The organism is Brevibacterium sanguinis, assembly GCF_039528855.1.
Classification (GTDB): domain Bacteria; phylum Actinomycetota; class Actinomycetes; order Actinomycetales; family Brevibacteriaceae; genus Brevibacterium; species Brevibacterium sanguinis.
The window spans coordinates 115,473-137,762 of record NZ_BAAAMB010000016.1 but is presented as its reverse complement, the minus strand read 5'-3'; the positions used below and the strand labels follow the sequence as shown (position 1 = coordinate 137,762).

Here is a 22,290-nt window from a genome sequence, read left to right as displayed (position 1 = left end):
GTGGGGCCGCCGAGGCGGTGGTGTGCTCAGGCGTCCATGACGGGGTTGGTGAGCACGCCGAGTCCGTCGATCGCGATGTCGACGCGGTCCCCGGCGACGATCCGCCCGACTCCGGCGGGGGTGCCGGTGAGGATGACGTCGCCCGGCAGCAGGGTCATCGTCTCCGAGATGTGCTCGATGAGCGTGGGGATGTCGAAGATGAAGTCCGCGGTCGTGCCGTCCTGCTTGAGCTCGCCGTTGACCCACGAGCGGATGGTCGCGTCGTCGACGTCGAGCTGGGTCTCGATCCACGGGCCGAGCGGGCACGAGGTGTCGAAGCCCTTCGCGCGGGTCCACTGGGTGTCGGACTTCTGGAGATCGCGCAGGGTGACGTCGTTGGCGGCGGTGAAGCCGAGGACGTGGTCCATCGCGTCCTCCGCCCGGACGCCCTTGGCGACCCGGCCGATGATGACGGCGAGTTCGCCTTCGTAGGAGACGTATTCGCTGATCGCGGGCAGGCGGATGGGGTCGCCGGGGCCGATGACCGAGGTGTTCGGCTTGATGAACGTCACCGGTGTGGTGGGCACGTCGTTGCCGAGCTCGGCGGCATGGTCGGCGAAGTTGCGGCCGACGCCGATGACCTTCGACCGCGGCAGGATCGGCGAGACGAGGCGGACGTCGTCGAACTTCAGCCGCTCACCCGTCGACTGGGCCGGGGAGAAGAACGGGTCGGAGTCGAGGACGGCGAGGCTGAGGCCCGAGGTGTCCCATGTCCCGTCCTCGATCGGCGGAACGTCGCCTTCGACGACTCCGTAGGCGGGTTCGTCCTTGTGCACAAATCTCGCAATACGCATGGCCCCCAGTCTAATCGCCGAGGCGGCGATGGTCGCGCTACCCTGAAGCCATGACGACGGTGCGGATCATCGGCGGCGGGATCGCAGGCGCGACGCTCGCCGCGACCCTCGACCGACCCGACTGGTCGGTCACCGTCCACGAACGCGACCCGGCCGCCTCCGTCCTCGATACGGCGTTCGCGCTGTTCCCGCAGGCGATGGCCGCGCTGCGGTCCGCCGGTCTCGGACCGGCGATCGAGGCCGCCGGCATCAGGGTCGATGCGGCGCGGATCCTCACCGCCGACGGCCGTCCACTGGCCCGGGTCCCCCGCCTCAGCGCGGTGATGATCGGTCGCGCGCAGCTCCATGCCGTGCTCACCGCCGCCCGACCGGCGACGACCCGGCTCTCCCCCGCCGAGGCGGTCGCTCCCGAGGCCCTGGACGCCGATGTCCTCGTCGGGGCCGACGGTGCCCGGAGCACGGTCCGAACTGCTGTGTGGGGTGCGCGCTCGGGTCCGCGGAAGCCTGCGCTCACCGTCATCCGCGGGGTCGTCGACGCGGATCTCTCCGGAAGTGGAGTCACCGAATACTGGGGCGAGCGCATGCTCGTCGGGATCACCCCGCTGCCGGGTGTAGAGGCGTCTTCGGGGCGGCGGACGAACTGGTTCGCCGCGTTCCCCGAGCAGCGGTTCTCCTCGGTCGCCGACGGACTCGACCGCCTCCGCGCTGCGGCGCGCTCCTTCCCGGCCCCGGTCGCCGAGGTGCTCGCGGCGGCGACGCCCGACCAGACGGTCATCAGCGGCATCCACGTGTCTCGGCCGCTGACGTCGTTCGTCCGCGGGCGCACCGTGCTCATCGGGGACGCCGCGCATGCGATGCAGCCGAACCTCGGACGCGGGGCCTGCGAATCGATCTGCGACGCCGTTGCCCTCGCTGGCCTCCTCAACACCCATCCGCCGGACGCGGCGCTCGGGCTCTATGCGCGCCGACGCCGCATCGCCCCGCAGGTCATCCAGCGGGTCGCGAGTCTGGCCTCCGCGCTCGCGCTGGCCGGTGGTCGTCCCGCGCGGGTGCGCGACCGCGCGCTCACCGCCCTCGCACGGATCGGGCCGGCTGGGTCCTGAGAGGTCTGTTGAGTCCTGAGAGACCGGCTGCGTCCTGAGAGACTGGGGGCATGCACTCCTTCGACCTCGAGACGATCGGCGCCGGACTGCCCGCCTCTGCACTCCTCGGGCAGCTGCCGCCGGCCGAGGCGTATCCGCGACTCGTCGTCGAGGCCCCTCCCGGAACCGGCAAGACGACACTCGTGCCCCCGCTCATCGCCGAACACCTGCGTGCGTCGCTGAGCCGGACCGGGGACCTGGGCCGGACGGCCGGTCGCGTCATCGTCACCCAGCCGCGACGGATGGCCGCCCGTGCCGCGGCGCGCCGGCTCGCCCAGCTGACGGGGACCCGCCTCGGCGAGGATGTCGGTTTCACGGTCCGCGGCGAGTCGGCGGTGTCGGCCGGCACGCAGATCGAGTTCGTCACGACGGGCGTGCTGCTGCGCCGCCTGCTGTCCCATCCCGAACTCTCCGGGGTCTCCGCCGTCATCCTCGACGAGGTCCACGAGCGCCAGCTCGACACGGATCTCACGTTCGCGATGTGCCGGGAGCTCATCGACCTGCGCGAGGACCTCGGTCTCGTCGTCATGTCGGCGACCCTCGATGCGGCACAGTGGGCGCAGCGGCTCGGCACGTCCGCCGACCCTGCGCCCGTGCTGTCCGTGGAGGCGCAGCCGCATCCCCTCGACATCGTCTGGGCCCCGCCGCCGGAGCGGGCGCTCGATGCCCGCGGGGTGAGCCGCGGCTTCCTCGACCATGTCGCGCGGACGACGGTGGAGGCGCTCGACGCCGCCGGTGGATCCGACCGTGCCGGTGGATCGACGGAGGCGGGCGACGTCCTCGTCTTCGTCCCGGGCGCTCGAGAGGTCACCGAGGCAGCGGCCCGGATCACCGCGCTCCTCGACCGGTCGGAGGCCGTGACCGTCCACACCCTCACCGGACAGACACCGGCGAAGGAGCAGGACGCGATCCTCCGACCGCGCAGTGCCAGCACCGCCGGCAGCACTGAACACAGCGCCGCGGCCGAGCGCCGGATCATCGTCACCACCTCGGTGGCGGAGTCGGCGCTCACCGTCCCCGGGGTGAGCATCGTCGTCGATTCGGGACTCGCCCGCGGACCCCTGCTCGACACGAAGCGTCAGATGTCCGGCCTCGTCACCACGCGGGAGTCGAAGGCCTCAGGTCGGCAGCGTGCGGGCCGTGCGGCACGGCTCGGTCCCGGCGTCGCCTATCGCTGCCTGTCCGAGGCCGAGTGGGCGGCGCTGCCCGACCACACTGCACCGGAGATCGCGACCTCGGACCTCACCGGGGCCGTCCTCGACCTCGCGGTGTGGGGCGGTGACCTCGACCTGCTTCCCGACCCGCTCCCGGCGACGGCGCTGCGGCGGGCGGTGGGCAGCCTCGTCGGACTCGGGGCGGTCGAGGTCAACGGTTCGACGGCCGGCTCAGACCTCTCCGTCGCTGACCTCTCCGTGACGGAGCTCGGGCGGGCGATCGCGCGGATCCCCGCCTCGGTGTGGGCGGCTCGCGGACTGCTCGACGGTGCCGCGATGCTCGGACCCCGCGCGGCCGCCGAAGCCATCGCCGTCATCGAATCCGATCGCCGCGCGCCCGGAGCCGACCTCACGGCGCTGCTGCGCGATCTCCGATCGGATCGGCGCTTCCGCAGCGAGACCGACCGGTTCTCCCGGCTCGCCGCACACTTCGGGACCGCCGACTCTGCCGACGACGACTCTGCCGCCGGTTCTCCGGCGCGCGAGGGCAGCGGCGCGGGCCGAGGCTCCCTGCGGACCGCTGACCTCGGCCTCGTCGTTGCCCTGGCCTTCCCGCATCAGATCGCGCGACTCCGCAGCGCCGCCCATGCCGATTACCTCCTCGCTTCGGGCACGGCCGCGAGCCTGCCCCGTGACTCCTCGCTGACCGGCAGCGAGTGGGTGGCGATCGCCGAGGTCGGCCTTGCCGGCGGTCGCCCCATCATCCGGGCCGCAGTGCCCATCGACGCCGACACCGCGGAACTCGCCGGGGCGGGTCTGCTGACGACGACGGAGACCGCGTCCTTCGATGAGGGGCGGGTGCGTGCGGTCCGGCAGGCCCGCCTCGGCGCGATCGAGCTGACGTCGACCCCGATTCCGGCGAGCCTCGAGCTCGCACGAGAGGCGATCGCCGCCTCCGTCGAGGAGCGCGGGGCACGCGAGGTGCTGCGGCCGAGTGCGACGTTCGAGCAGCTGCGGGGTCGCCTCGGTCTGCTCCGTGGAGTCCTCGGACTACCGTGGCCCGATGTCCGGTGGTCGCACCTGGCGCAGAACCTCCCGCAGTGGTGTCCGGCCGCGCTCGACCGGATGGCTCGGGGTGCCGATCCGTCCCAGGTCGACCTCATCGGCGCGCTGCGGACCCTGCTGCCGTGGCCGGAGGCGGCCCGCCTCGACGAGCTCGTGCCCACCGCGCTCGAGGTGCCGAGCGGCTCCCGGATCACCCTCGCCTATCCCGACCCGGACGAGGCCGATGACGGAGACGACCATCCATCGGGGCCGGTCCTCGCCGTCAAACTCCAGGAGGTCTTCGGGTGGACCGCGGTCCCCCGGGTGGTCGAGGGGCGGATTCCCGTCGTCCTCCACCTGCTCTCACCGGCCGGGCGGCCGCTCGCGGTGACGAGCGACCTCGCCTCGTTCTGGGCGAACGCCTACCCGCACGTGCGCGCCGAGAACCGCGGCCGCTACCCCAAGCACCCATGGCCGGAGGATCCGCTGACGGCGCCTGCGATGCGCGGGACCAAGCGGTCTGGGACAATGGGACGGTGACTTCGACCCTGCCCGCGACCGCCGACCCGGCCCTGCCCGGAAGGATCCTGCCCGGCACCGAGCTGCCCGCCTCGGTGTGGCGGACCCTGCGTACCGAGCACGAGGCCGCGGTCGCCTCCCGCACCGACGCCCACACGGCGCGGCGGCTGAGCGGGGAGAAGCACCCGGTCGAGGACTTCCTCTTCACCTACTACCCGTTCAAGCCCGGCCAGGTGGCGAAGTGGAACCCGGGGGTCAGCGTCCGACTCGCCCTCGACACCCCTGCGGACCGCGAGTGCTTCGACCGCCGGTGGTACCGCACCGATCCCACCGGCTCCTGCGCCGAGGTCGACCTCGAGTCCTGGCGAGCCGACCGCGGCGACGGGGCGAGGTTCATCGCCTCACTCCTCGACTCGACCCTCCACCGGGAGGCGAACTTCGGGTGCTTCGGTCTCCACGAATGGGCGATGGTCTACCGCCTCAGCGACGAGGAGCGCCGCCACCAGCAGGTGCCGCTGCGGCTCAGCCCCGCCGAGACCGACGCCGTCGTCGAAGGACACCGCATCCGCTGCACCCACCACGATGCGTTCCGCTTCTTCACCCCGGCCGCCGTACCGCTCAACACGCTGCAGCCGACCCGGGCGGGCATGGTCACGACCGAACAGCCGGGGTGCCTCCACGCCGGTATGGACCTCTACAAGTGGGCGATGAAGATCGGACCGATCGCCCCCTCGCCCCTCGTCCTCGACTGCTTCGACCTCGCGCTCGACATCCGCACCCTCGACATGGAGGCCTCCCCCTACGATCTGCGCGGCTGGGGCTACGGCGTCGTCGCGATCGAGACCGCCGCCGGCAAGGCCGAGTACATGAACCGGCAGCAGGAGTTCTCCCACCGGGCCCAGGCGCTGCGGCGCCGCCTCCTCGATGCCCTCGCGACCGCCGACATCCACCCCCGCTGACCGATATGCGCGCCGTCGTCATCGAGGAGTTCTCCACGCCACCCGTGGTCCGCGACCTCCCCGCGCCCGTGGCCCCGGAGCACGGCGTCGTCCTCGACGTCGAAGCCACCGGAGTCTGCCGAAGCGATCATCACGCCTGGTCAGGTCATGATTCGACGGTGAGTCTGCCCCATGTGCCCGGGCATGAGCTCGTCGGTCGGGTCGCCTCGGCGGGACCGGAGGTCGCGGGATTCCCCATCGGTCAGCGGGTCACGGTGCCCTTCGTCTGCGGGTGCGGGACCTGCCGGTGGTGCCGCTCGGGCCAGGCGCAGGTCTGCCCCGATCAGACGCAGCCGGGCTTCACGCATTTCGGATCGTGGGCCGATCAGGTCGTCATCCACCACGCCGACGCCAACCTCGTCGCCGTGCCCGAGGAGCTGCCGGCCGCCGCGGTCGTCGGCCTCGGCTGCCGCTTCGCCACGGCCTTCCACGGCCTCCGCGTCCGCGCGGAGCTCACCGCAGGCGAGACCGTCGCGGTGTTCGGCTGCGGCGGGGTGGGGCTCTCGGCGATCATGATCGCCCGTGCGGTCGGAGCGCAGGTCATCGCCGTCGATGTCAGTCAGCCTGCGCTCGCGCGGGCGCGGGAGCTCGGGGCGAGCCGGACGGTGGATGCCCGCGATCTCGGCCCGCATGAGCTTGCCGCCGAGGTGGTCGCGCAGTTCGCCGACGACTGCCCGGACGGGGTCGCGGTGACCGTCGATGCCCTGGGACGGCAGGACACGATCACCTCGGCGATCGCCTCCCTGGCACCGCTGGGCAGGCATGTGCAGATCGGGCTGCTCGACGGCGAGCCCGTCGTCGATGTCCCCCGCGTCATCGCCCGCGAACTCAGCATCCTCGGGTCCCACGGCATGGCCGCCGCCGAATATCCCGAGCTCGTCGACCTCGTGACCGCAGGCGATCTGCGGCCGCAGGACCTCGTCGCCGACGTCATCGGCCTCGACGAGGCACCCCAGGCGATGCTCGACATGGATGATCCGAGCCGGCAGAGCGCCGGGATGACGATCATCGACCTCAGGCGCTGCCGCTGAGCGGACCCGAGGTCAGCCGGCCCGGTTCAGCTCACTCCATGACCGCGAGGACGACCGAGTGCTCCTGACCCGGCCAGCGGCCGAGGAGGAGGCCGGACTCGGTGCCTTCGAGCGGTGAGTCGAGGGTGAGTTCGGTGAGGAGATCGACGTCGCCGGCGCCGACGAGCGGGCCGGTGCCGTGGACATGGGCCACCTCGGTGATCTCCTCGACGCGGTTGCCCTCGTCGTCGACGAGGTACTGCTTGGCTCCGGTGCCCGCGGTGGCGATCGTCGCATCGAGCCGCCGCCGGAACAGGGGGTCGCCCATGCCCGCGTAGACCCAGCGGGTGCCGAGCACGGAGTGGTCCATCGTCGTGATGAGGGCCTCCTCGGCGCCGTCGAGAGGCGCCCCGCGATACGTCAGCGGCACCTGGAACGTGCGCGCGCCGCTGGAGACGATGTGGACCTCGAGCCCGACCTCACCGGCGGGGTCGTCGAGGCGGTAGGAGGTCACCTGCTCCAGCGGCTGCCGCTCGAGATCGAGGTCGGCCGCCCAGTCCTGCCCGGCCACCCAGGTCGTGATGACCTCGAGCTTGCCGGGGCTGAGTTCGGCGTTGAAGATGTCAGCCATAACGGTGCCTCTCCTCGGTGGCGGTGGGTGCGGGGTTCTCAGGCCTTGCGGGTCCCGGGGATCCATTCCCCGTCGACGATCTCGTAGTCGGCGAAGATCGCGGGGGCCTCGGCCTGCATGATCTCACCGATCTTGTTGAAGACGAGGCGGATCTCCTCCTCGGCGCCCTTCGCGGTGCGCATCTCGATGACGTGGCGCAGGGAGCGGAGGTTCGCGGTGTAGACGATGCCGGTGGCCAGGCCCTCGGGCGCGAAGCGGCGCATGAACGACGTCATGTGCTTCTTGTGCGCGAACTTCGTGCCCTCCTCGTCGAGGCCGAAGTGCTCGGCCATCCACTTCTGGTGCTCCTCGAGGGTGTCGAGCACCTGGAGGGAGCGCTCCATGAGCTCGGGGTCCTCACGCGCCCAGTCGGGGAACCAGAACGGAATGTCGGCGAGGCGGACGTAGCGCAGCGACTCCTGCGAGAACGCGGATCCGGCGCGGTGGCGGATGAGCTCGTGGGTGAGCACGCGCGAGACGTTGTGGAGGACGAACGTGAAGTTCGCGTGCTCGAGGACCGATCCGTGCTGGGAGGAGATGACGTTGCCGAGGTACGAGGCCGAATCCGTGCGCACCCGCGAGACGTTGGGGTTGAGTCCCGGCTCCCACGAGCGGTAGCACATGCGGCCGGAGAACTCGAGGAGATCCTCGGCGTCCGGGGACTCGGCGGCTTCGACCCGATCCGCCCATGAGGAGCCGCCGACGTCGTCGAGGTAGGTCCTCATCGCCTCCCAATCGATGCTGGGCTTGGCGAGCAGTTCAACGGACGGTTCGACCTGGCGCATGGTGCTCCTTGGAGGTTGAGGACGACGTTCGCCACAATCCTACAGAGTCACCGAGGCGGTGATGCGTTCGGTCCGGAGCGGTTCCGCCAGGCGAGGACGGCCAGCAGGATGCCGCCCCCGCCGAAGAACACGACGCCGACCGCGGCGATAAGCGCGAGGGTTCGCTGGGAGAGGTACGCGGAATCGAACGGCACTCCGGTCAGGGCGAGGATGAGGATCCCGGCGCACGCGGCCGCGAAGCCGAAGCACCCGAGAATGCAGGCCAGCAGAGCGGTGCGCGCACTCACCCGCGGCAGGCGCATGATGCCGGCGAGCAGGCAGCCGGAGAAGAAGAGGATGACGAGGATCGCGACGACCTCGCCGGTCAGGGCCAGGATTCCGCCGAAGAGGACGAAGACTCCCGAAACGACGATGAGGGCGATCGCCTCCCGCCGCTGGCTGCGCTCCCAGCGCTCTTCGGGTGAGAGCTTCCGCCGGATCATGTCGGCCCGCCCAGCCGGGTCGTCGCCACGGGGGTTTCGGAGGCGCGGTCGATGAGGAGGGCTCCGGCGCCCGGTTCCTCGGTGAGCGCCGAGGTGAGCGTTCCGTCCTCGAAGACGAGTGCCGTGCCGTCGTCGATGCCGTACCCCGGCCCCGGCAGTGCACCTTCGCCGATCCAGGTGCGGAAGGAGTCGGCGCGGCCCTCCTCTCCGTGGAAGTGCGGGCAGGCGCTGCCGGCGAGGAACCCGAGGCCGTCGCGCAGCGGGGCGAGCGGACCGAACGAGTCCGTCGAGGAGCCCTCGAACCAGCAGTTCGCGCCCGCACTGATGCCGGCGAGGATCGTACCGTCGGCCGCGGCTCTGCGCAGCACGGTGTCGACGCCGTGGCGCCGCCACAGGGCGAGCAGGTTGACCGTCGATCCCCCGCCGACGTAGACGAGATCCATGTCGAGCAGCATCTCCGGGTGCGCGTAGTCCCATGGGTTCTGCCCGAACAGGGAGAGCACGCGGGTGCGCGCCCGGCCTGCGAAGGCCGCCTCGAAGCGCTCACAGTAGTCACGGCTGTCGCCGGCGGCGGTGGGGATGAAGCAGACGGCGGGCAGGCGGCCTGGCCGGTTCGCCCCGGCCCGCGCGAGCAGCCAGTCGTCGATCGCCGATTCCCCGGTCTCGGACATCGAGAACCCGCCCCCGCCGAGGGCGACGATCGTGCCGGGCATGCTCACGGGACCCGGTGCGTCCATGCCTCGGTGCCGAACTTCTCGGTGACGAGCTCGCGCGCGCGGGTCAGCTCCGCCTCGGTGTACGTGTCCTCGGTGGCGCCGTAGCGGTCGATGAAGGTCCGGGCCATCGTGTCGATGATGGCCTCGCGGGACTCCCCCGTCTGGCTGCGCAGCGGGTCGACGCGCTTCTTCGCACTCGCCACGCCCTTGTCCGAGAGCTTCGCCTCGCCGATGCGCAGGATCTCGACCATCTTGTCCGCGTCGATGTCGTAGCTCATCGTCGCGTGGTGGAGCAGCGTGCCGTCGCGCAGGCGCTTCTGCGCGGCACCGCCGATCTTCCCGGCCGTCGAGGAGATGTCGTTGATGGGCTTGTAGAACGCGTCGACGCCGAGACCCTGCAGGGCCGCGAGCACCCACTGGTCGAGGAAGACGTAGGACTCCTGGTAGTCGAGACCGGCGACGAGCGAGGGCGGCACGAACATCGAGTAGGTGATGCAGTTGCCGCCTTCCATGAACATCGCCCCGCCGCCGGAGATCCGGCGCACGACCTCGACACCGTACTTCTCGACGCCTGCCGGCCGGATCTCGTTGGCGTAGGACTGGAAGGCGCCGATGACGGTGGCGGTGTCGTCCCATTCCCAGAACCGCAGGGTCGGCGCCCGGCGACCGGCGGAGACCTCTTCGAGGAGGACCTGGTCGAGGGCGACGTTGACTCGCGTGGGCAGGACGTCGCCGCGGATGAGCTGCCAGTCGAAGTCGGTGAAGTTCGCGGCCGAGCCGAGGGCGCGGCGCACGACGGTGGCGACATCGGCGGTGGAGAAGCCGTGCATCGCGAGTTCGGACCCGTACGCAGCCAGGGCCGCGTCGAGGCGGTCGCGCAGCTGCGTGTTGTCGGCGGTGACGCTTGCCCCGATGAGCGCGGGAGCGAGATCGAAGTAGGCGTCCTCGGGTTCGAGGAAGAAGTCGCCGGAGATCTGCAGGCCGGTGATGACCTGCCCGTCGGTCTCGACGTCGGCGACGACGAGTTTGCCGCCGATCACCTTGTATTCGGCGTGGAACTGCTGGGTCTCATTCGTCATGGTTCCACGCTACGCCGCCCCACGTGAGGCGGCCAGTCCGGTCACTCGGTCACTGTCCGGTCAGGGACCTCCAGAGGAAGCGGTAGCTCAGCGCCCGGACGAACGCCGCCTGCTTGTTGTCCGAGGCCGCCGCATGCCCGCCCTCGGTGTCCTCGAAGAACCAGACGTCGGGGATGTCCATCGCCTGCATGCGGGCGGCCATCTTCCGCGCCTGGACGGGTCCGACCCGGTCATCCGAGGTGGCCGTCCAGAAGAGGACCGGCGGATAGTCGACGTCGGCGGCGAGGAGGTGGTACGGCGAGAAGGTGCGGATGAACTCCCAGTCCTCCGGCACGTCGGGGTCACCGTATTCGGCCTTCCACGAGTAGCCGGCGCTCAGCTTCGTGTAGCGGCGCATGTCGAGCAGCGGCACGCCGCAGGAGACGGCGCCGAAGAGCTCCGGGTACTGCGTGAGCATGTTCCCGACGAGGAGGCCGCCGTTCGATCCCCCGGCGCAGCCGAGGTTCGCCGGGCGGGTGACGCCGCGGTCGATGAGGTCGCGGGCGACGGCGGAGAAGTCCTCGTAGGCGCGCATCCGGTTCTCCCGCATCGCCGAGGTGTGCCACACCGGACCGTACTCTCCGCCGCCGCGGATGTTGGCCAGCACGTAGACGCCCTTCCTGCCCGCCGGCAGCGACGAGTCGCCCGTCGTCTCCCGCGACAGCCAGCCGAGGCCGACGATCGGCGAGTAGACGGGGGTGCGGCTGACTTCGAATCCGCCGTAGCCGTCGAGGAGGGTCGGGTTGGCGCCGTCGAGGGTGAGTCCCTCCTCGGCGATCTGGAAGTACGGGATCCGGGTCCCGTCGGCGCTCGTCGCGAAGTGCTGTTCGACGCTGAATCCGGTGGCGGGGAAGAGCGCGGGCGAGGATTTGATGACGGCGGTGTCCGCGCCGTCGGTGCCTGCCGCGTCGCGGTCGGTGCCTGCCGGGTCAGGGTTGGTGCTTGCCGCGTCGCGGGCGCCGCCGAGGCTGCCGTAGGACAGGGTCGACGGGGTGAGGAACCCGGTGCTGACGAGCCAGAAGTCGTTGGCCGTCGCGTCGTCGTCGGGGTCGACGGGGCTGAGGCTGACCATGTGGTTCGCGGGCACTCCCGGCAGCGGCGTCGACGCGAAGTCGGCGGCGGGGTCGAGGACGAGGAGTTCGGACTGGACGTCGCGGAGGAGTTCGAGGACGAGGAAGTCACGGGTCTTCGCCCAGGATCCCAGGGCGGTGTGGTCGTCGGGCGCGAAGATGACGCGAGGTCGGATCGTGCCCGCCTTGACCTCGGCGGTGGGGGCGACGGCGAGGCCGCCGGCGGGAACGACGACGTCCCCGGCATCCCAGGCCGTCTGCGGCCGGAAGAGCACGTGGTCGTCGTCGACGCCGACGGAGACGTCGGTCGGAACGTCGACGCTGATCCAGGCGTCCTCCCACGCCGAGGCGGTCGCCGGCAGGCTGCCGCCGTCGGCCCTGATGTCGTCGAGGTCGATGAAGCTGGCCGTCGAGTTGAAGAAGTCGATGGCGTCGATGACGACGGCGCGGTCGCGGGTCCGCTGCTGCGGGGCGCCGACGTCGCTGCCGACGAAGATCGCGACGTGGTCGCGGGGCACTTCGGCGACGATGGGGGCCTCGGCGATCGCCTGCCCGCGGCGCAGGGCGCGAGCCTGGCGGGGGTAGGACGAGGTGGTCAGCGAGTCGGGTCCGGTGTCCGTGGCCACGAGGATCGTGTCGGCGTCGAGCCACGCGAAACGGGTCTTCGCGGCGGGGATGTCGAAGCCGTCGGCGACGAAGGTCTTCGTCACGAGGTCGAACTCGCGCACCCGGTGGGCGTCGCCGCCGTCGGGCGAGAGCGACACGAGGGCCCGAGTGTGGTCGGGGCGCAGCACCGAGGCACCGGCCCAGACCCATGGAGTGTCTTCGGTGCGGGCGAGTTCGTCGACGTCGAGGAGGACGTCCCACTCCGGGTCCTCGGAGGCATAGCTGTCCCAGGTGGTGCGGCGCCAGATGCCCTTCGGGTGGTCCTTGTCGCGCCAGAAGTTGACGTAGTGGTCGCCGCGTTTGGTGACCATGGGGATTCGGTCGTCGGAGTCGAGAGCCGTGAGGATCTCGTCGGACATCTGGTCGAAGAGTCCGTCGCGGAAGTGTTCGAGGGTGGCAGCGTTCTGGTCGCGGACCCAGGCGAGCTGTTCATCGCCGTCGATGGCCTCGAGCCAGAGGTTCTCATCGTCGGGTTCGGGAGACTGGACACTGGATTCCGGCGAAGCACTGTTCATGCTTCCATCCTGCCAGCTCAGCCGAGTGACTTTCGACTCAGATCGCGTCTCTCGAAGTGGTATGGGTCACAGCGGCGGGGTCACAGCGGTGGGCGGTGCAAGACGAGGCCGGGGCGACCGTTGGGGGCCTGGGGTCCGTGCCCGAGCGCGGTGAAGCCGAGACTTTCGTAGAGGCGGCGCGCGGGGCTGTCGATGTCATCGGTCTGCAGCCAGCAGCCGTAGCCGGCGATCGCGCTCAGCCAGGTCACGAGGGTGATGCGCCCGAGGCCGGAGGCCCGCAGGCGAGGGTCGCGGGCGAGGAGGTTGAGTGCGAATGTCCATTCGAGCGTCGGGGCGGCGTCGCCGAGGCGGTCGCGGAGTTCGTAGGCCCATTCGTAGTTCTGCTCCTGCCATGCCCAGAAGTGGCCGTAGGCGATCGCGCGGAGTCTGCCGTCGCCGGCCGAGCGAACGAGGGCGGTGAGGACCTGGCCCTTGCGCACCGAGGCGTCGTAGACCTTCGCGAAGTGCGCCGCGTACTTCGGATCCTCGTTGAGCGGCGGTTCTGCGGCGGCGGCGCCGTAGAGTTCGCCGACTTCGTCCGGGGGCGGAAGCACACCGTGCACGCCGGCGGCCGATGCCACCGGCTCCCACGTGTCGCCGAGGCCGCCGGGAAGCCCCCACACGAGTTCGACAGGCAGTGTTGCGTCCGCGGCCGTCGGTGCCCCGGTCCCGGGAAGGTCGTTCATACTACAACCTTAACGACTTGAGTAGTCATTGCACTGAACACCAGGCAAACTGATGTCGCAGTCTGGCGAGAGAATCGTCAGGGAGCTGCGATTCGACTTCGGGTTGCCGGTTGACATCGGGCTGCCGGTCGACATCGGGCTGCCGGTCGACATCGGGCTGCCGGTCGACAGCCGCGCGTCATCAGGCACCTGTCCGTGCCTCGACCTCTCTGGCCAGCCGAGACTCGACCGTGCTCTCCCCCGGCCGCCGACTCGCTCGCGGCGCTCTCCGCCGTCGCCGACCCGACGTCCCGCATTGACCACCCGGTGACTGTTCTCGATCGTGCGGAGTCACGACAGACCGGTCCCCTCGAGTCAGTGCCGCGGTGAACTCGCCGGTGATGCGCCATCTGGACTCCGGCGACACCGGAAATGCTTCGATGATCTGCCAGATGACATGTGAGTTCGCCTCTTCCGAGACCTCTGACGTGACGAGTTCACTCCCACGCGCTTCTGCCTCGCCTGCTTCTCTCTCGCCGCCCGGGTCGCGGGCATTCGGTTGTCGTCCGACGCTCGATCTTCGACCGTCGATCGGGCGGGTTCTCACTGTGTATCGGTGGCCGGTCGGCGTCGTGACGATGAGTTCGTCGGCGGTGGCTCGGTGCCTCCACCCCGCGAGCTCCTTCGTGTAATTGCAGGCGGCGCACAATCCTGAAGCGTTGTCCCAGGTGGTGGCTCCGCCATCAGCGACAGGCGTGGCATGGTCGGCATGTTTGATCAGGGCGTCGCACCACGGAGTCCGGCACACGTCATCGCGGACGAGGACCATCTGGCGCAGCAGGCCCCCGAACTCCCGGCGCTTCGAATCCATGGCGACCAGCTGACCATCGGCGGGCCGAGTGTAGAGCCTGCGCAGGAACACGCCCGCGTCGTTCTCGGCGATGAGCGACCGTGCCGCACCGGCCGGAATCGGGCCGAATCCCGGCAGCCACGCCGGGTCGTCGCCGGCGTCGAACATCGTCTCGTCGTTCATCACGACGAGCACGTCGAGCGGGACCGCATCGGCGCTCTCCTGCCCGGTCACGCGCTCGACGAGCAGGTCCGCCATCGTCTGGCTCTGCGTGCTGCCACCGGATGCACCGGTTCCCACTCGCGCTGCCGCCGATGTCGAGAGATTCGCGAATGCGGCGACAGCCTGCTGCATCGGCAGGAATGCGGTGAGGTAGGCCATGTTGCCCGGAGCCGGTCGGACGGTGACGCGGCGTTCGGTCGTGCAGTGATCGAGGTGGTCGACGGCCGCGACCTGGTCGAGCTTCTGTGCCAGCATCCGCACTTCGCTGCTGAGGCGCCCCACCCCCACCTCGGCGAGACGATCGGCCATCTGCTCATCGAGCTCCTGCTTCTTCTCCCGTGGCAGCCAGGAGGACTCCCGCGCGACGGCTTGAGCCTTCTCCTCCGAGATCTCTCCCTGCGACAGGGCCGCGTACGTGTGCGGCAGGTCCATGAGCAGGGTGCGAGCGAATCCGATGAGTTTGCTGCCGCGCGCACGCGACACCTTGCGGGCGAGACCGATCTCCGCGCCCACTCCCCTGCCCTGCCGTGCGCTGGGCACACCGTCCTCGGCCTCCCGGTTGCGGCGGTGCATGTCGAAGGTGAGGGCCTCGCGTGCCTGAGCGGCAGCGGCGGCCGAGGTCAGCTCCTCGAGCGCGGTGATCCGCTCGATCGCCTCACGCTCGGTCGTCGCCGGAGGCAGGGCGGACAGCGCTTCGCGCCAGCGGACGATGTCCGCGATGACGTCTGAAACGGTCTCCGACTCCATGACACAACCCTAGAGGTCGGTCCTGACACGACCCCGTCGAACACTGTCACCGCAGGTCAGTCCGCTGACGACGGAGTGGGCGACAGGGCGTCGGACGCCCGGCACCCCTCTCACCCGAGTCGCCGCGGCACCGACAGTCGCGGTCGCGTCGCAGCATCAGCAATCAAGGGCGCGCCGGAGCAACCGCAGAATCGGCAGTCACGCCCGGCTCAGACGAGCTTCTCCCCCGTCGTCTCCCGCGCGAGGAACCCCATGAGCACAACGGCGGCGACAACGAGCACCCCGGTGAGGGCGAACGTCGTGACGAGACCGAGCACAGGCCACATGAACGCTCCGAAGACCAGAGGGGCGATGCCGGTGGCGATCCGCGACGCCGCTGACGCCCAGCCGAAGCCGGAGCCGCGCAGCCGGGTCGGATAGAGCTCGGAGACGTAAGTGTAGAGCGTCGGGATGGCGATCTGGATGACGAATCCGAAGCCGATGATGCTCGCCTTCGCCGCGAAGCTCAGCTCCGATCCGGAGGCCTCGATGAAGACGGCCACGCACACGAGGAGACCTGCCGAGACGATCGCCGTCACCCCGAGCACCAGTTTGCGCCCGAGCCGCTCGACGACGAGCGCAGAGACGACGACACCGAGGATGCCGACAGCGGTCATCGCACCGGTGACGAGGAAGGCCGCCTGGTCGCCGAGTCCCTGCTTCTTGAGGATCCCCGGCAGCCATGTCAGTGCCGCGTAGTAGACAAGGAGGACGGAGACGAAGAGCGCCCACGACACCAGCGTCGTCTTCGCCGAGTACTGCCACAGCTGAACGAGCTGACCGCTGGCAGCCCGCAGCTGACCACTGACGGAGGTGATGAGACCCGCGGAGTTCCCTTCCATGCCCGAGGAGTCACCCGGGGTGACCGCAGGATCCCCCTGCCTGCCCGCGGAGTTGCCCTGCGTGATCGCCGCGTCCTCCCGCAGAACGGCAGCGTCAGTCCGGGTGTGGTCAGTCCGGGTGCGATCAGCTTGGGTGCGGTGCCCGGTCCCCTCGCCGAGGCTGTCGTGGCCGTCGCGGGCGGAGACCGCGGCTGGCACGTCGTGCGTCCAGGTCGTGACGTTCGCTCCCGTGCGCTCGACGAGCCTGGCGATGATGGCGTCGGCCTCGGCTGTGCGCCCGACTGAGGCGAGATAGAGAGGTGATTCGGGGATTCCGAACCGCACGGCGACCGTGAGCAGGGCGGGAATGATCATGACGAGCATGATGAGCCGCCAATCGCCCATGGTCAGCAGCCACGCGGAGACGAACGCGCACAGTGAGGCGCCGATCGGCCACCAGCCGTCCATCGCGGTGAGGACGCGTCCGCGGTGCCTGCTCGGAGTGAACTCGCCGACGAGTGCGTAGTCGACGGGGATGCATCCGCCGAGCCCGAACCCGGCGAGGAACCGGAACGCGATGAACCACCCGAACTCGGGCGCGAATGCTCCGGCGACGGTGAAGATCGAGAAGACGAGGAGCGTGAGCGTGAATGCCTTCTTGCGGCCGATGACATCGGCGATGCCGCCCCAGACGAAGGCACCGAGGGCCATGCCGATGAGGTTGGCCGTGGCGATCCATGCCGCCTCGCCGACGCTCAGGTCCCAATGCTCGCTGAGCAGGGGGATGAGGAATCCGTTGAGGGCGACGTCCCAGGCGTCGAACATGAAGCCGAGACCGCCGATGAGGAAGATCGCGCCCTGCGTGTTCCATTTCCACGGCAGGTTCGCGATGACGTCAGAGGCGGTGGGCGTCGAGGTCGAGGCTGCGGCTGTCACGAGGACACAGTACAACGTTTAACGCACAGATGCGCAAAACATGCGCCGGCGGCGGGATATGCGCCAGGGCGATACCCCGCTCGACGCGTGCCGGACCCAATCCCACCTGATATGCACAGAGGCGGATCCCGCTCGCGACCACGATGGTCATCGAGCCGGATCCGCCCCCGGAGAGCAGGTGGCGCTCAGCTCCTCACGCGAGCCGCACGAGCCAGTTGTTCTTGTCCTCGGCGCGACCGTACTGGATGTCGAGCAGCGCCTTGCGCAGCGCCATCGTCTTCTCCCCGGGCTCGTCGCCGTGGTCGATCGTGAACTCGTCGGAGACGAGCTTGCCGATCGGCGTGATGACGGCGGCGGTGCCGCACGCGAATGCCTCGACGATGTCGCCGTTCTCCGCTCCCTCACGCCACTCCTCGATGGTGATCGGCCGCTCGACGGGCTCGAGGCCGAGGTCGGGGGCGAGGTCGAGCAGGGACCGCCGGGTCACACCGTCGAGGATCGTGTCGCTGAGCTCGGGGGTGAGCAGCTTGCCGTCCTTCGTCACGAGCATGAGGTTCATGCCGCCGAGCTCGTCGATGTACTTGTGCTCCTCGGCATCGGTGAAGAGCACCTGCTGGCAGCCGTTGTCCGCCGCCTCCTGCTGGGCGAGGAGGGACGAGGCGTAGTTGCCGCCGCACTTCGCGAAGCCCGTGCCGCCGGAGCCGGCGCGGTTGAGCTTCTTCGACAGCCAGATCGACACCGGCTTGATGCCGCCGGCGAAGTAGGGGCCGGCAGGCGAGGCGATGACGTAGTAGTCGACCTCGTGGCTCGCCCGGACACCGAGGAACCGCTCGGAGGCGATCATGAACGGACGCAGGTAGAGGCTCGACTCGTCACCGTCGGTGCCCGGCGTCGGCACCCACGCCTCATCCGTCGACACGAGCGCCTTGAGCGAGTTGATGAAGTCCTCTTCGCTCAGCTGCGGCAGCGCGAGGCGCTCGGCGGAGCGGTTGATGCGCACGGCATTGCGATCCGGGCGGAACGTCCACACCGAGCCGTCCGCGTGACGGTAGGCCTTGAGGCCCTCGAAGATCTCCTGCGCGTAGTGGAAGACCGCGGCCGCCGGGTCGAGGACGATCGGACCGTAGGGTTCGACCTGGTGGGCCTGCCACCCGTCCTCGTTCGTGTACCGGATGTGGGCCATGTGGTCGGTGAAGTACTGCCCGAACCCGGGATCCTTCTTGATGTCCTCGCGCACCAGCTCAGGCTGCGGCTGGATGTTCTTGAGGACGGCGAATTCAGTCATCAGAGCTTCTTTCCCAGTTGTGAGGCGTAACACGTCTCAGGGTAGTCCATCCGACGACCCGGTCATCCATCGGGGGTCGACTCCCACCGCGCCGAGGCGGGGCGTCCCTCCGCGACGAGGTGACCTGTGTCCCCGGCGGGCGCCCGGGGCCCGTCCCGGCGGGCCCGAACGATCCATCCCGCGGGCCCGGCCGCCCGGTTCACCCCAGTCGGGCGGCGATCGCGTCACCCACCTCGGCGGTGGTCCGCGGGGTGCCGTCGCGCTCGGCGAGATCGGCTTCGACGGCCGTCTCGATCGCGGCGGCCACGGAGTCGAGTCCGAGGTGGGAGGCCATGAGCGCACCCGAGAGGATCGACGCGGTGGGGTCGGCGATCTGCTTGCCGGCGATGTCCGGCGCCGAACCGTGGATCGGTTCGAAGAGGCTCGGCGCGGTGCCCTCGACGTTGAGGTTGCCCGAGGCGGCCAGGCCGATGCCCCCGGTCACCGCGGCGGCGAGGTCGGTGAGGATGTCACCGAAGAGGTTGTCGGTGACGATGACGTCGTAGCGCTCGGGGTCGGTGACCATGTAGATCGTGCACGCGTCGGTGTGCTCGTAGTTGACGGCCACCTCGGGGAACTCCTCGCCGACCTTCTCGACGACACGGCGCCACAGGTGCCCGGCATGGACCATGACGTTGTGCTTGTGGACGTAGGTGAGCTTCTTCCGCCGGGCCTGCGCCCGCTCGAAGGCATCGCGCACGGCCCGCTCGACGCCGTACCACGTGTTGACCGACACCTCGGTCGCGACCTCGTGCGGGGTGTCCGTGCGCACGGAGCCGCCCATGCCGGTGTACGAGCCCTCCGTGCCCTCGCGGACGACGACGAAGTCGATCGCGGGACGGGCGGCGAGGGGACTCTCGACGCCGGCGAAGAGCTTCGCGGGACGGAGGTTGACGGCGTGGCCGAGCCCGAAGCGCATCTTGAGGATGACCCCGCGCTCGAGGACTCCCGAGGGCACGCTCGGGTCGCCGCACGCGCCGAAGAAGATCGCATCGTGGTTGCGCAGGGCCGCGAGTTCGTCATCGGTGAGCGTCTCGCCCGTCTCGTGCCAGCGCTTGGCCCCGACCTCGTAGTCGGTGAGCTCGAGGGCGACCGGCTCCCCGGAGAGCTCGATCGCGCGCTGGAGGACCTTGAGCCCTTCCGGCACGACCTCGGTGCCGATTCCGTCGCCGGGCATGACCGCTATGGAGTACGTCTTCATGCCCGCCAGACTAGAGCCCATCTCATCATGCAACCAGCCCATATCACTATGTGAACAGATCGCCTCGGCGCCTCCCGATCCTCCCACAGGTCCGAACGTGGACAATTTCACGTCTCAATCTTCGTCTGCGGCTACAAAATCCTTGGTCGACCGACGAAAATGGTGGTCAGCCGTCGCGACTCGACCGCGGCCGCAGACTCGCCGACTCACCGCTTCCGAGAGAAAGTCGATCCTTGACAGAAACGATCCGCAATCGTCGCGCCGCCTCCCTCCCCGCCAAGCTGTCCCGCTCGTGGCTGCTCGTCAATGCGGCGAAGGAGGCTCTGTTCGCACCCGCGCAGGCGTCCGAGGCCGATTCTGTCATCTTCGACCTCGAGGCCTCGGTGGCCGAGGACAAGAAGCTCGAGGCCCGCGACAACGTCGTCCGCGCCCTCGAGTCCGGCATGTCGGCGTGGGTGCGGATCAACAAGATGGAGTCGGAGTTCTGGGACGACGACCTCGCGGCCGTCGCCATGCTGCCCGGTCTGCGCGGGGTCATGCTGCCGGAGACCGAGCGCCCCGAGCAGGTCTCCTACACCGCGATGCGCGCGAAGGCCGGCCTGCCCGTGCTCGCGCTCCTCGAATCCGCCCGCGGCGTCGAGAACGCGACGAAGATCGCCGAGGCGCCCGGCACCTTCCGCCTCGCCTTCGGCACGAACGACTTCCGCAAGGACACCGGATTCTCCGGTGATCCGATGGCCCTCGCGTACGCCCGGTCGCGCCTGACCATCGCCTCGCGCATGGGCGGGCTGCCCGGCGCGATCGACGGCCCCTCGGCCGCCGACGCCAGCGATGAGCAGGTGCGTGAGGACGCCGACGTCACCCACAACATGGGCATGACGGGCAAGCTCGTCCTCAACATCGACCAGGTCAACGCCCTCAACGAGGCGATGAGCCCGAGCGAGGACGAGCGCACGTGGGCCCGCCAGATGCTCGCGGCGGCCGAAGGCGGCACGGAGATCACCGACGGCTCGTACCTGCCGCGTCTGGCGCGCGCGAAGAAGATCGCGTCGCTCGCCGACACCTACGGTCTCTGGAACGCCTGATCAGCGCCGATGCGCCCGGGGCCGGGCAACCGGCCCCGAACCCCCGTCTGCCCTCCCAGGCACCGTCCGCAGTCGCCCCCACACCGCGGTGGGCGCTGTGGTCGGTGCTGCCGGCCATGCTCCTCGTCGGCGCGTTCGGCCTCTGGCTGCGCCTGACCCACACCGGGCCGACCCCGCTCGATGTGTGGTGGGCCCACCTCGTCAAGGTGCCGCTCGATTCGGTGCCGTACTGGGTCGCGGTCACCCTCGCCGAGGTGGGCGGCGGCAACGGGGCGATGATGTGCACCGCGCTGGCTGCCGCGATCTTCATCCTGCTGCGCCGGTTCCGTGCCGCTGTCGTCATCGTCACGACGATGCTGCTCGGCGTCGGCCTCTCCGAGCTCATCAAGCTGCTCGTCGAACGGGCCCGCCCGGGCGATCAGCTCTACTCGTCGCTGGGCTACTCCTATCCGTCCGGTCACTCGATGGGCGCGGCGGCGCTGGCCTTCGGGCTCGCGCTCATCGTCACGCGGGCGGCGACGAGCACCCGTGCCGATCCCCTGCGGCTCCGCTTCCACTGGTCGCTGCTGCTCGCGGCAGGCTGGGTGCTCGCGATGATGTGGTCGCGCACCGCACTCCAGGTCCACTGGCTCACCGACACGATCGCCGGCGTCCTCGTCGGGCTCACCGCCGCGATCCTCGCCGATGCCCTGTGGACGTGGATCGGTCTGCGCACCCGCTCACCGCTGCTGCTCCGTTAGGCCCTCTCCGCTAGCCCCTCTCCGTCCGCCCCGCCCCGGCAGCGCCGAGCACGTCGAGGGCGGCGCTGACCGTCTGCGCGACGAGGCGGTCGTCGATCGGCGGCAGGCCCGGGAGGACCAAGCGCATGAGGAGCGGCCCGGTGAGGAGATCGGCGAGCCAGTCGGGGTCGGCACCGGGGGCGATCTCTCCGCGGTCGACGGCCCGGGCGAGGATGACTCGCGTGAATTGCCGCCTCGGTGAGAGGTAGGAGTCGAAGAACGCCGCCGCGCCGGACACATCGCCGGCGATGTCAGCGGCCCATCCGGCGAAGCCGCGGGTGACGACGGGGTCGGTGAAGAGCCGCTGCTGCCGAGCCTGCACCTCCGTGAGGTCGCCTGCGAGGCTGCCGGTGTCGATGTCGGTGTCCGTGCCGTGGCGGGCGGCGAGCACGAGCGGCACCACCTCGGCGAGATTGCGGAACCGGCGATAGAAGGCGGGCTTGTTCGTGCCCGCCCGCTCGACGACGAGATCGACGGTGACGGACGCGTAGCCGCGTTCGATGACGAGATCGGTGAGGGCGCTGACGATCTCGGATTCCGTTGCGCTCTTGCGCGGGCGACCGGTTCGGCTCATAGTGTAACCAATAGTAACGTTAATCGATGCGGACGACCCCTGGTCGCCGGTGAGGGGTTCCCATGTACAAGCGCATCGTCAGGGCCCGCATCCGCGCGGTCTTCGACCAGATCAGCCGCGGTCAGGTCATGCCCATGGTCGACAGCCTCGCCCCGCGCTTCGTCGACGTCTTCCACGGCGACCATGCGCTCGGCGGTCGGCGCACCACCCGGGAGGCGATGATCCGCTGGTGGGAGCGGGTGACGAGCATCCTGCCCGACGCCCGGTTCGCCGTCGACGACGTCAG

General features: G+C 69.9%; 20 protein-coding genes. 7 read left to right on the top strand and 13 right to left on the bottom strand.

What is annotated here, in order from left to right; genetic code table 11:
- Window positions 1–26 precede the first annotated feature (26 nt).
- On the bottom strand, window positions 27–833 hold the full coding sequence (locus tag ABD154_RS16625; protein WP_198499190.1) for a fumarylacetoacetate hydrolase family protein: 807 nt from the start codon (window positions 831–833) through the stop codon (window positions 27–29).
- A gap of 50 nt (window positions 834–883) precedes the next feature.
- Here ABD154_RS16625 and ABD154_RS16620 point away from each other — a divergent pair, with 50 nt between their 5' ends.
- From ABD154_RS16620 to ABD154_RS16605, 4 genes are read left to right on the top strand one after another with little or no spacing between them, the layout of a single operon-like run.
- Window positions 884–1,936, top strand: coding sequence for an FAD-dependent monooxygenase (locus ABD154_RS16620; RefSeq protein ID WP_198499191.1), 1,053 nt, complete (start codon window positions 884–886; stop codon window positions 1,934–1,936).
- A 50-nt stretch (window positions 1,937–1,986) separates the two neighbouring features.
- Window positions 1,987–4,713, top strand: a complete 2,727-nt coding sequence (gene hrpB, locus ABD154_RS16615) for an ATP-dependent helicase HrpB (RefSeq protein ID WP_211978992.1) — start codon at window positions 1,987–1,989, stop codon at window positions 4,711–4,713.
- Window positions 4,714–4,757: 44 nt separating this feature from the next.
- Window positions 4,758–5,651: a 3-methyladenine DNA glycosylase gene (locus ABD154_RS16610; RefSeq protein ID WP_376872146.1), complete on the top strand. Its 894-nt coding sequence runs from the start codon at window positions 4,758–4,760 to the stop codon at window positions 5,649–5,651.
- 5 nt (window positions 5,652–5,656) lie between these two features.
- Window positions 5,657–6,721 (top strand): zinc-binding dehydrogenase, encoded by a 1,065-nt coding sequence (locus ABD154_RS16605; RefSeq protein WP_198499193.1) that lies wholly within the window; start codon window positions 5,657–5,659, stop codon window positions 6,719–6,721.
- 31 nt (window positions 6,722–6,752) lie between these two features.
- Here the strand turns inward: ABD154_RS16605 and ABD154_RS16600 are convergent, their stop codons facing one another.
- The 11 genes from ABD154_RS16600 to ABD154_RS16550 all read right to left on the bottom strand — a co-directional run bounded on the left by ABD154_RS16600 (window position 6,753) and on the right by ABD154_RS16550 (window position 19,566).
- Window positions 6,753–7,331 (bottom strand): maltokinase N-terminal cap-like domain-containing protein, encoded by a 579-nt coding sequence (locus tag ABD154_RS16600; RefSeq protein ID WP_198499194.1) that lies wholly within the window; start codon window positions 7,329–7,331, stop codon window positions 6,753–6,755.
- Window positions 7,332–7,369: 38 nt separating this feature from the next.
- Window positions 7,370–8,155 carry an FAD-dependent thymidylate synthase gene (gene thyX / locus ABD154_RS16595; protein ID WP_198499195.1) on the bottom strand — a complete coding sequence of 262 codons (786 nt, stop codon included), beginning with the start codon at window positions 8,153–8,155 and terminating at the stop codon, window positions 7,370–7,372.
- A gap of 47 nt (window positions 8,156–8,202) precedes the next feature.
- Window positions 8,203–8,637 (bottom strand): hypothetical protein, encoded by a 435-nt coding sequence (locus tag ABD154_RS16590; RefSeq protein ID WP_198499196.1) that lies wholly within the window; start codon window positions 8,635–8,637, stop codon window positions 8,203–8,205.
- Window positions 8,634–9,374 carry a Type 1 glutamine amidotransferase-like domain-containing protein gene (locus tag ABD154_RS16585; RefSeq protein WP_198499197.1) on the bottom strand — a complete coding sequence of 247 codons (741 nt, stop codon included), beginning with the start codon at window positions 9,372–9,374 and terminating at the stop codon, window positions 8,634–8,636. The genes ABD154_RS16590 and ABD154_RS16585 overlap by 4 nt, the downstream gene beginning before the upstream one ends.
- On the bottom strand, window positions 9,353–10,432 hold the full coding sequence (gene lplB / locus ABD154_RS16580) for a lipoate-protein ligase small subunit (protein ID WP_198499198.1): 1,080 nt from the start codon (window positions 10,430–10,432) through the stop codon (window positions 9,353–9,355). The genes ABD154_RS16585 and lplB overlap by 22 nt, the downstream gene beginning before the upstream one ends.
- Window positions 10,433–10,481: 49 nt before the next feature.
- Window positions 10,482–12,722, bottom strand: a complete 2,241-nt coding sequence (locus ABD154_RS16575) for a prolyl oligopeptidase family serine peptidase (RefSeq protein WP_198499199.1) — start codon at window positions 12,720–12,722, stop codon at window positions 10,482–10,484.
- A gap of 80 nt (window positions 12,723–12,802) precedes the next feature.
- Complete coding sequence (locus tag ABD154_RS16570; protein ID WP_198499200.1) at window positions 12,803–13,447, bottom strand: GNAT family N-acetyltransferase; 645 nt, start codon at window positions 13,445–13,447, stop codon at window positions 12,803–12,805.
- Between the two features lie 181 nt (window positions 13,448–13,628).
- Window positions 13,629–15,245, bottom strand: coding sequence for an HNH endonuclease (locus ABD154_RS16565; protein WP_198499201.1), 1,617 nt, complete (start codon window positions 15,243–15,245; stop codon window positions 13,629–13,631).
- Window positions 15,246–15,454: 209 nt separating this feature from the next.
- Entirely contained in the window at window positions 15,455–17,041 is a 1,587-nt protein-coding gene (locus ABD154_RS16560; protein ID WP_198499202.1) for an MFS transporter, read from the bottom strand.
- A gap of 193 nt (window positions 17,042–17,234) precedes the next feature.
- Window positions 17,235–18,326 (bottom strand): branched-chain amino acid aminotransferase, encoded by a 1,092-nt coding sequence (locus ABD154_RS16555; RefSeq protein WP_198499203.1) that lies wholly within the window; start codon window positions 18,324–18,326, stop codon window positions 17,235–17,237.
- Window positions 18,327–18,525: 199 nt separating this feature from the next.
- Window positions 18,526–19,566, bottom strand: a complete 1,041-nt coding sequence (locus ABD154_RS16550) for a 3-isopropylmalate dehydrogenase (RefSeq protein WP_198499204.1) — start codon at window positions 19,564–19,566, stop codon at window positions 18,526–18,528.
- Window positions 19,567–19,799: 233 nt separating this feature from the next.
- On the opposite strand from ABD154_RS16550, the gene ABD154_RS16545 reads away from it, so the two are divergent.
- Window positions 19,800–20,651, top strand: coding sequence for an HpcH/HpaI aldolase/citrate lyase family protein (locus ABD154_RS16545; RefSeq protein ID WP_198499205.1), 852 nt, complete (start codon window positions 19,800–19,802; stop codon window positions 20,649–20,651).
- Between the two features lie 116 nt (window positions 20,652–20,767).
- Window positions 20,768–21,391 carry a phosphatase PAP2 family protein gene (locus ABD154_RS16540; RefSeq protein WP_198499206.1) on the top strand — a complete coding sequence of 208 codons (624 nt, stop codon included), beginning with the start codon at window positions 20,768–20,770 and terminating at the stop codon, window positions 21,389–21,391.
- 10 nt (window positions 21,392–21,401) lie between these two features.
- Here ABD154_RS16540 and ABD154_RS16535 read toward each other — a convergent pair whose 3' ends face one another.
- A complete protein-coding gene (locus ABD154_RS16535; RefSeq protein ID WP_198499207.1) occupies window positions 21,402–22,004 on the bottom strand; it encodes a TetR/AcrR family transcriptional regulator in 603 nt (200 codons plus the stop codon).
- A 62-nt stretch (window positions 22,005–22,066) separates the two neighbouring features.
- Here ABD154_RS16535 and ABD154_RS16530 point away from each other — a divergent pair.
- On the top strand, window positions 22,067–22,290 hold a 224-nt coding region (locus ABD154_RS16530), incomplete at its 3' end, for a nuclear transport factor 2-like protein (protein WP_486303279.1).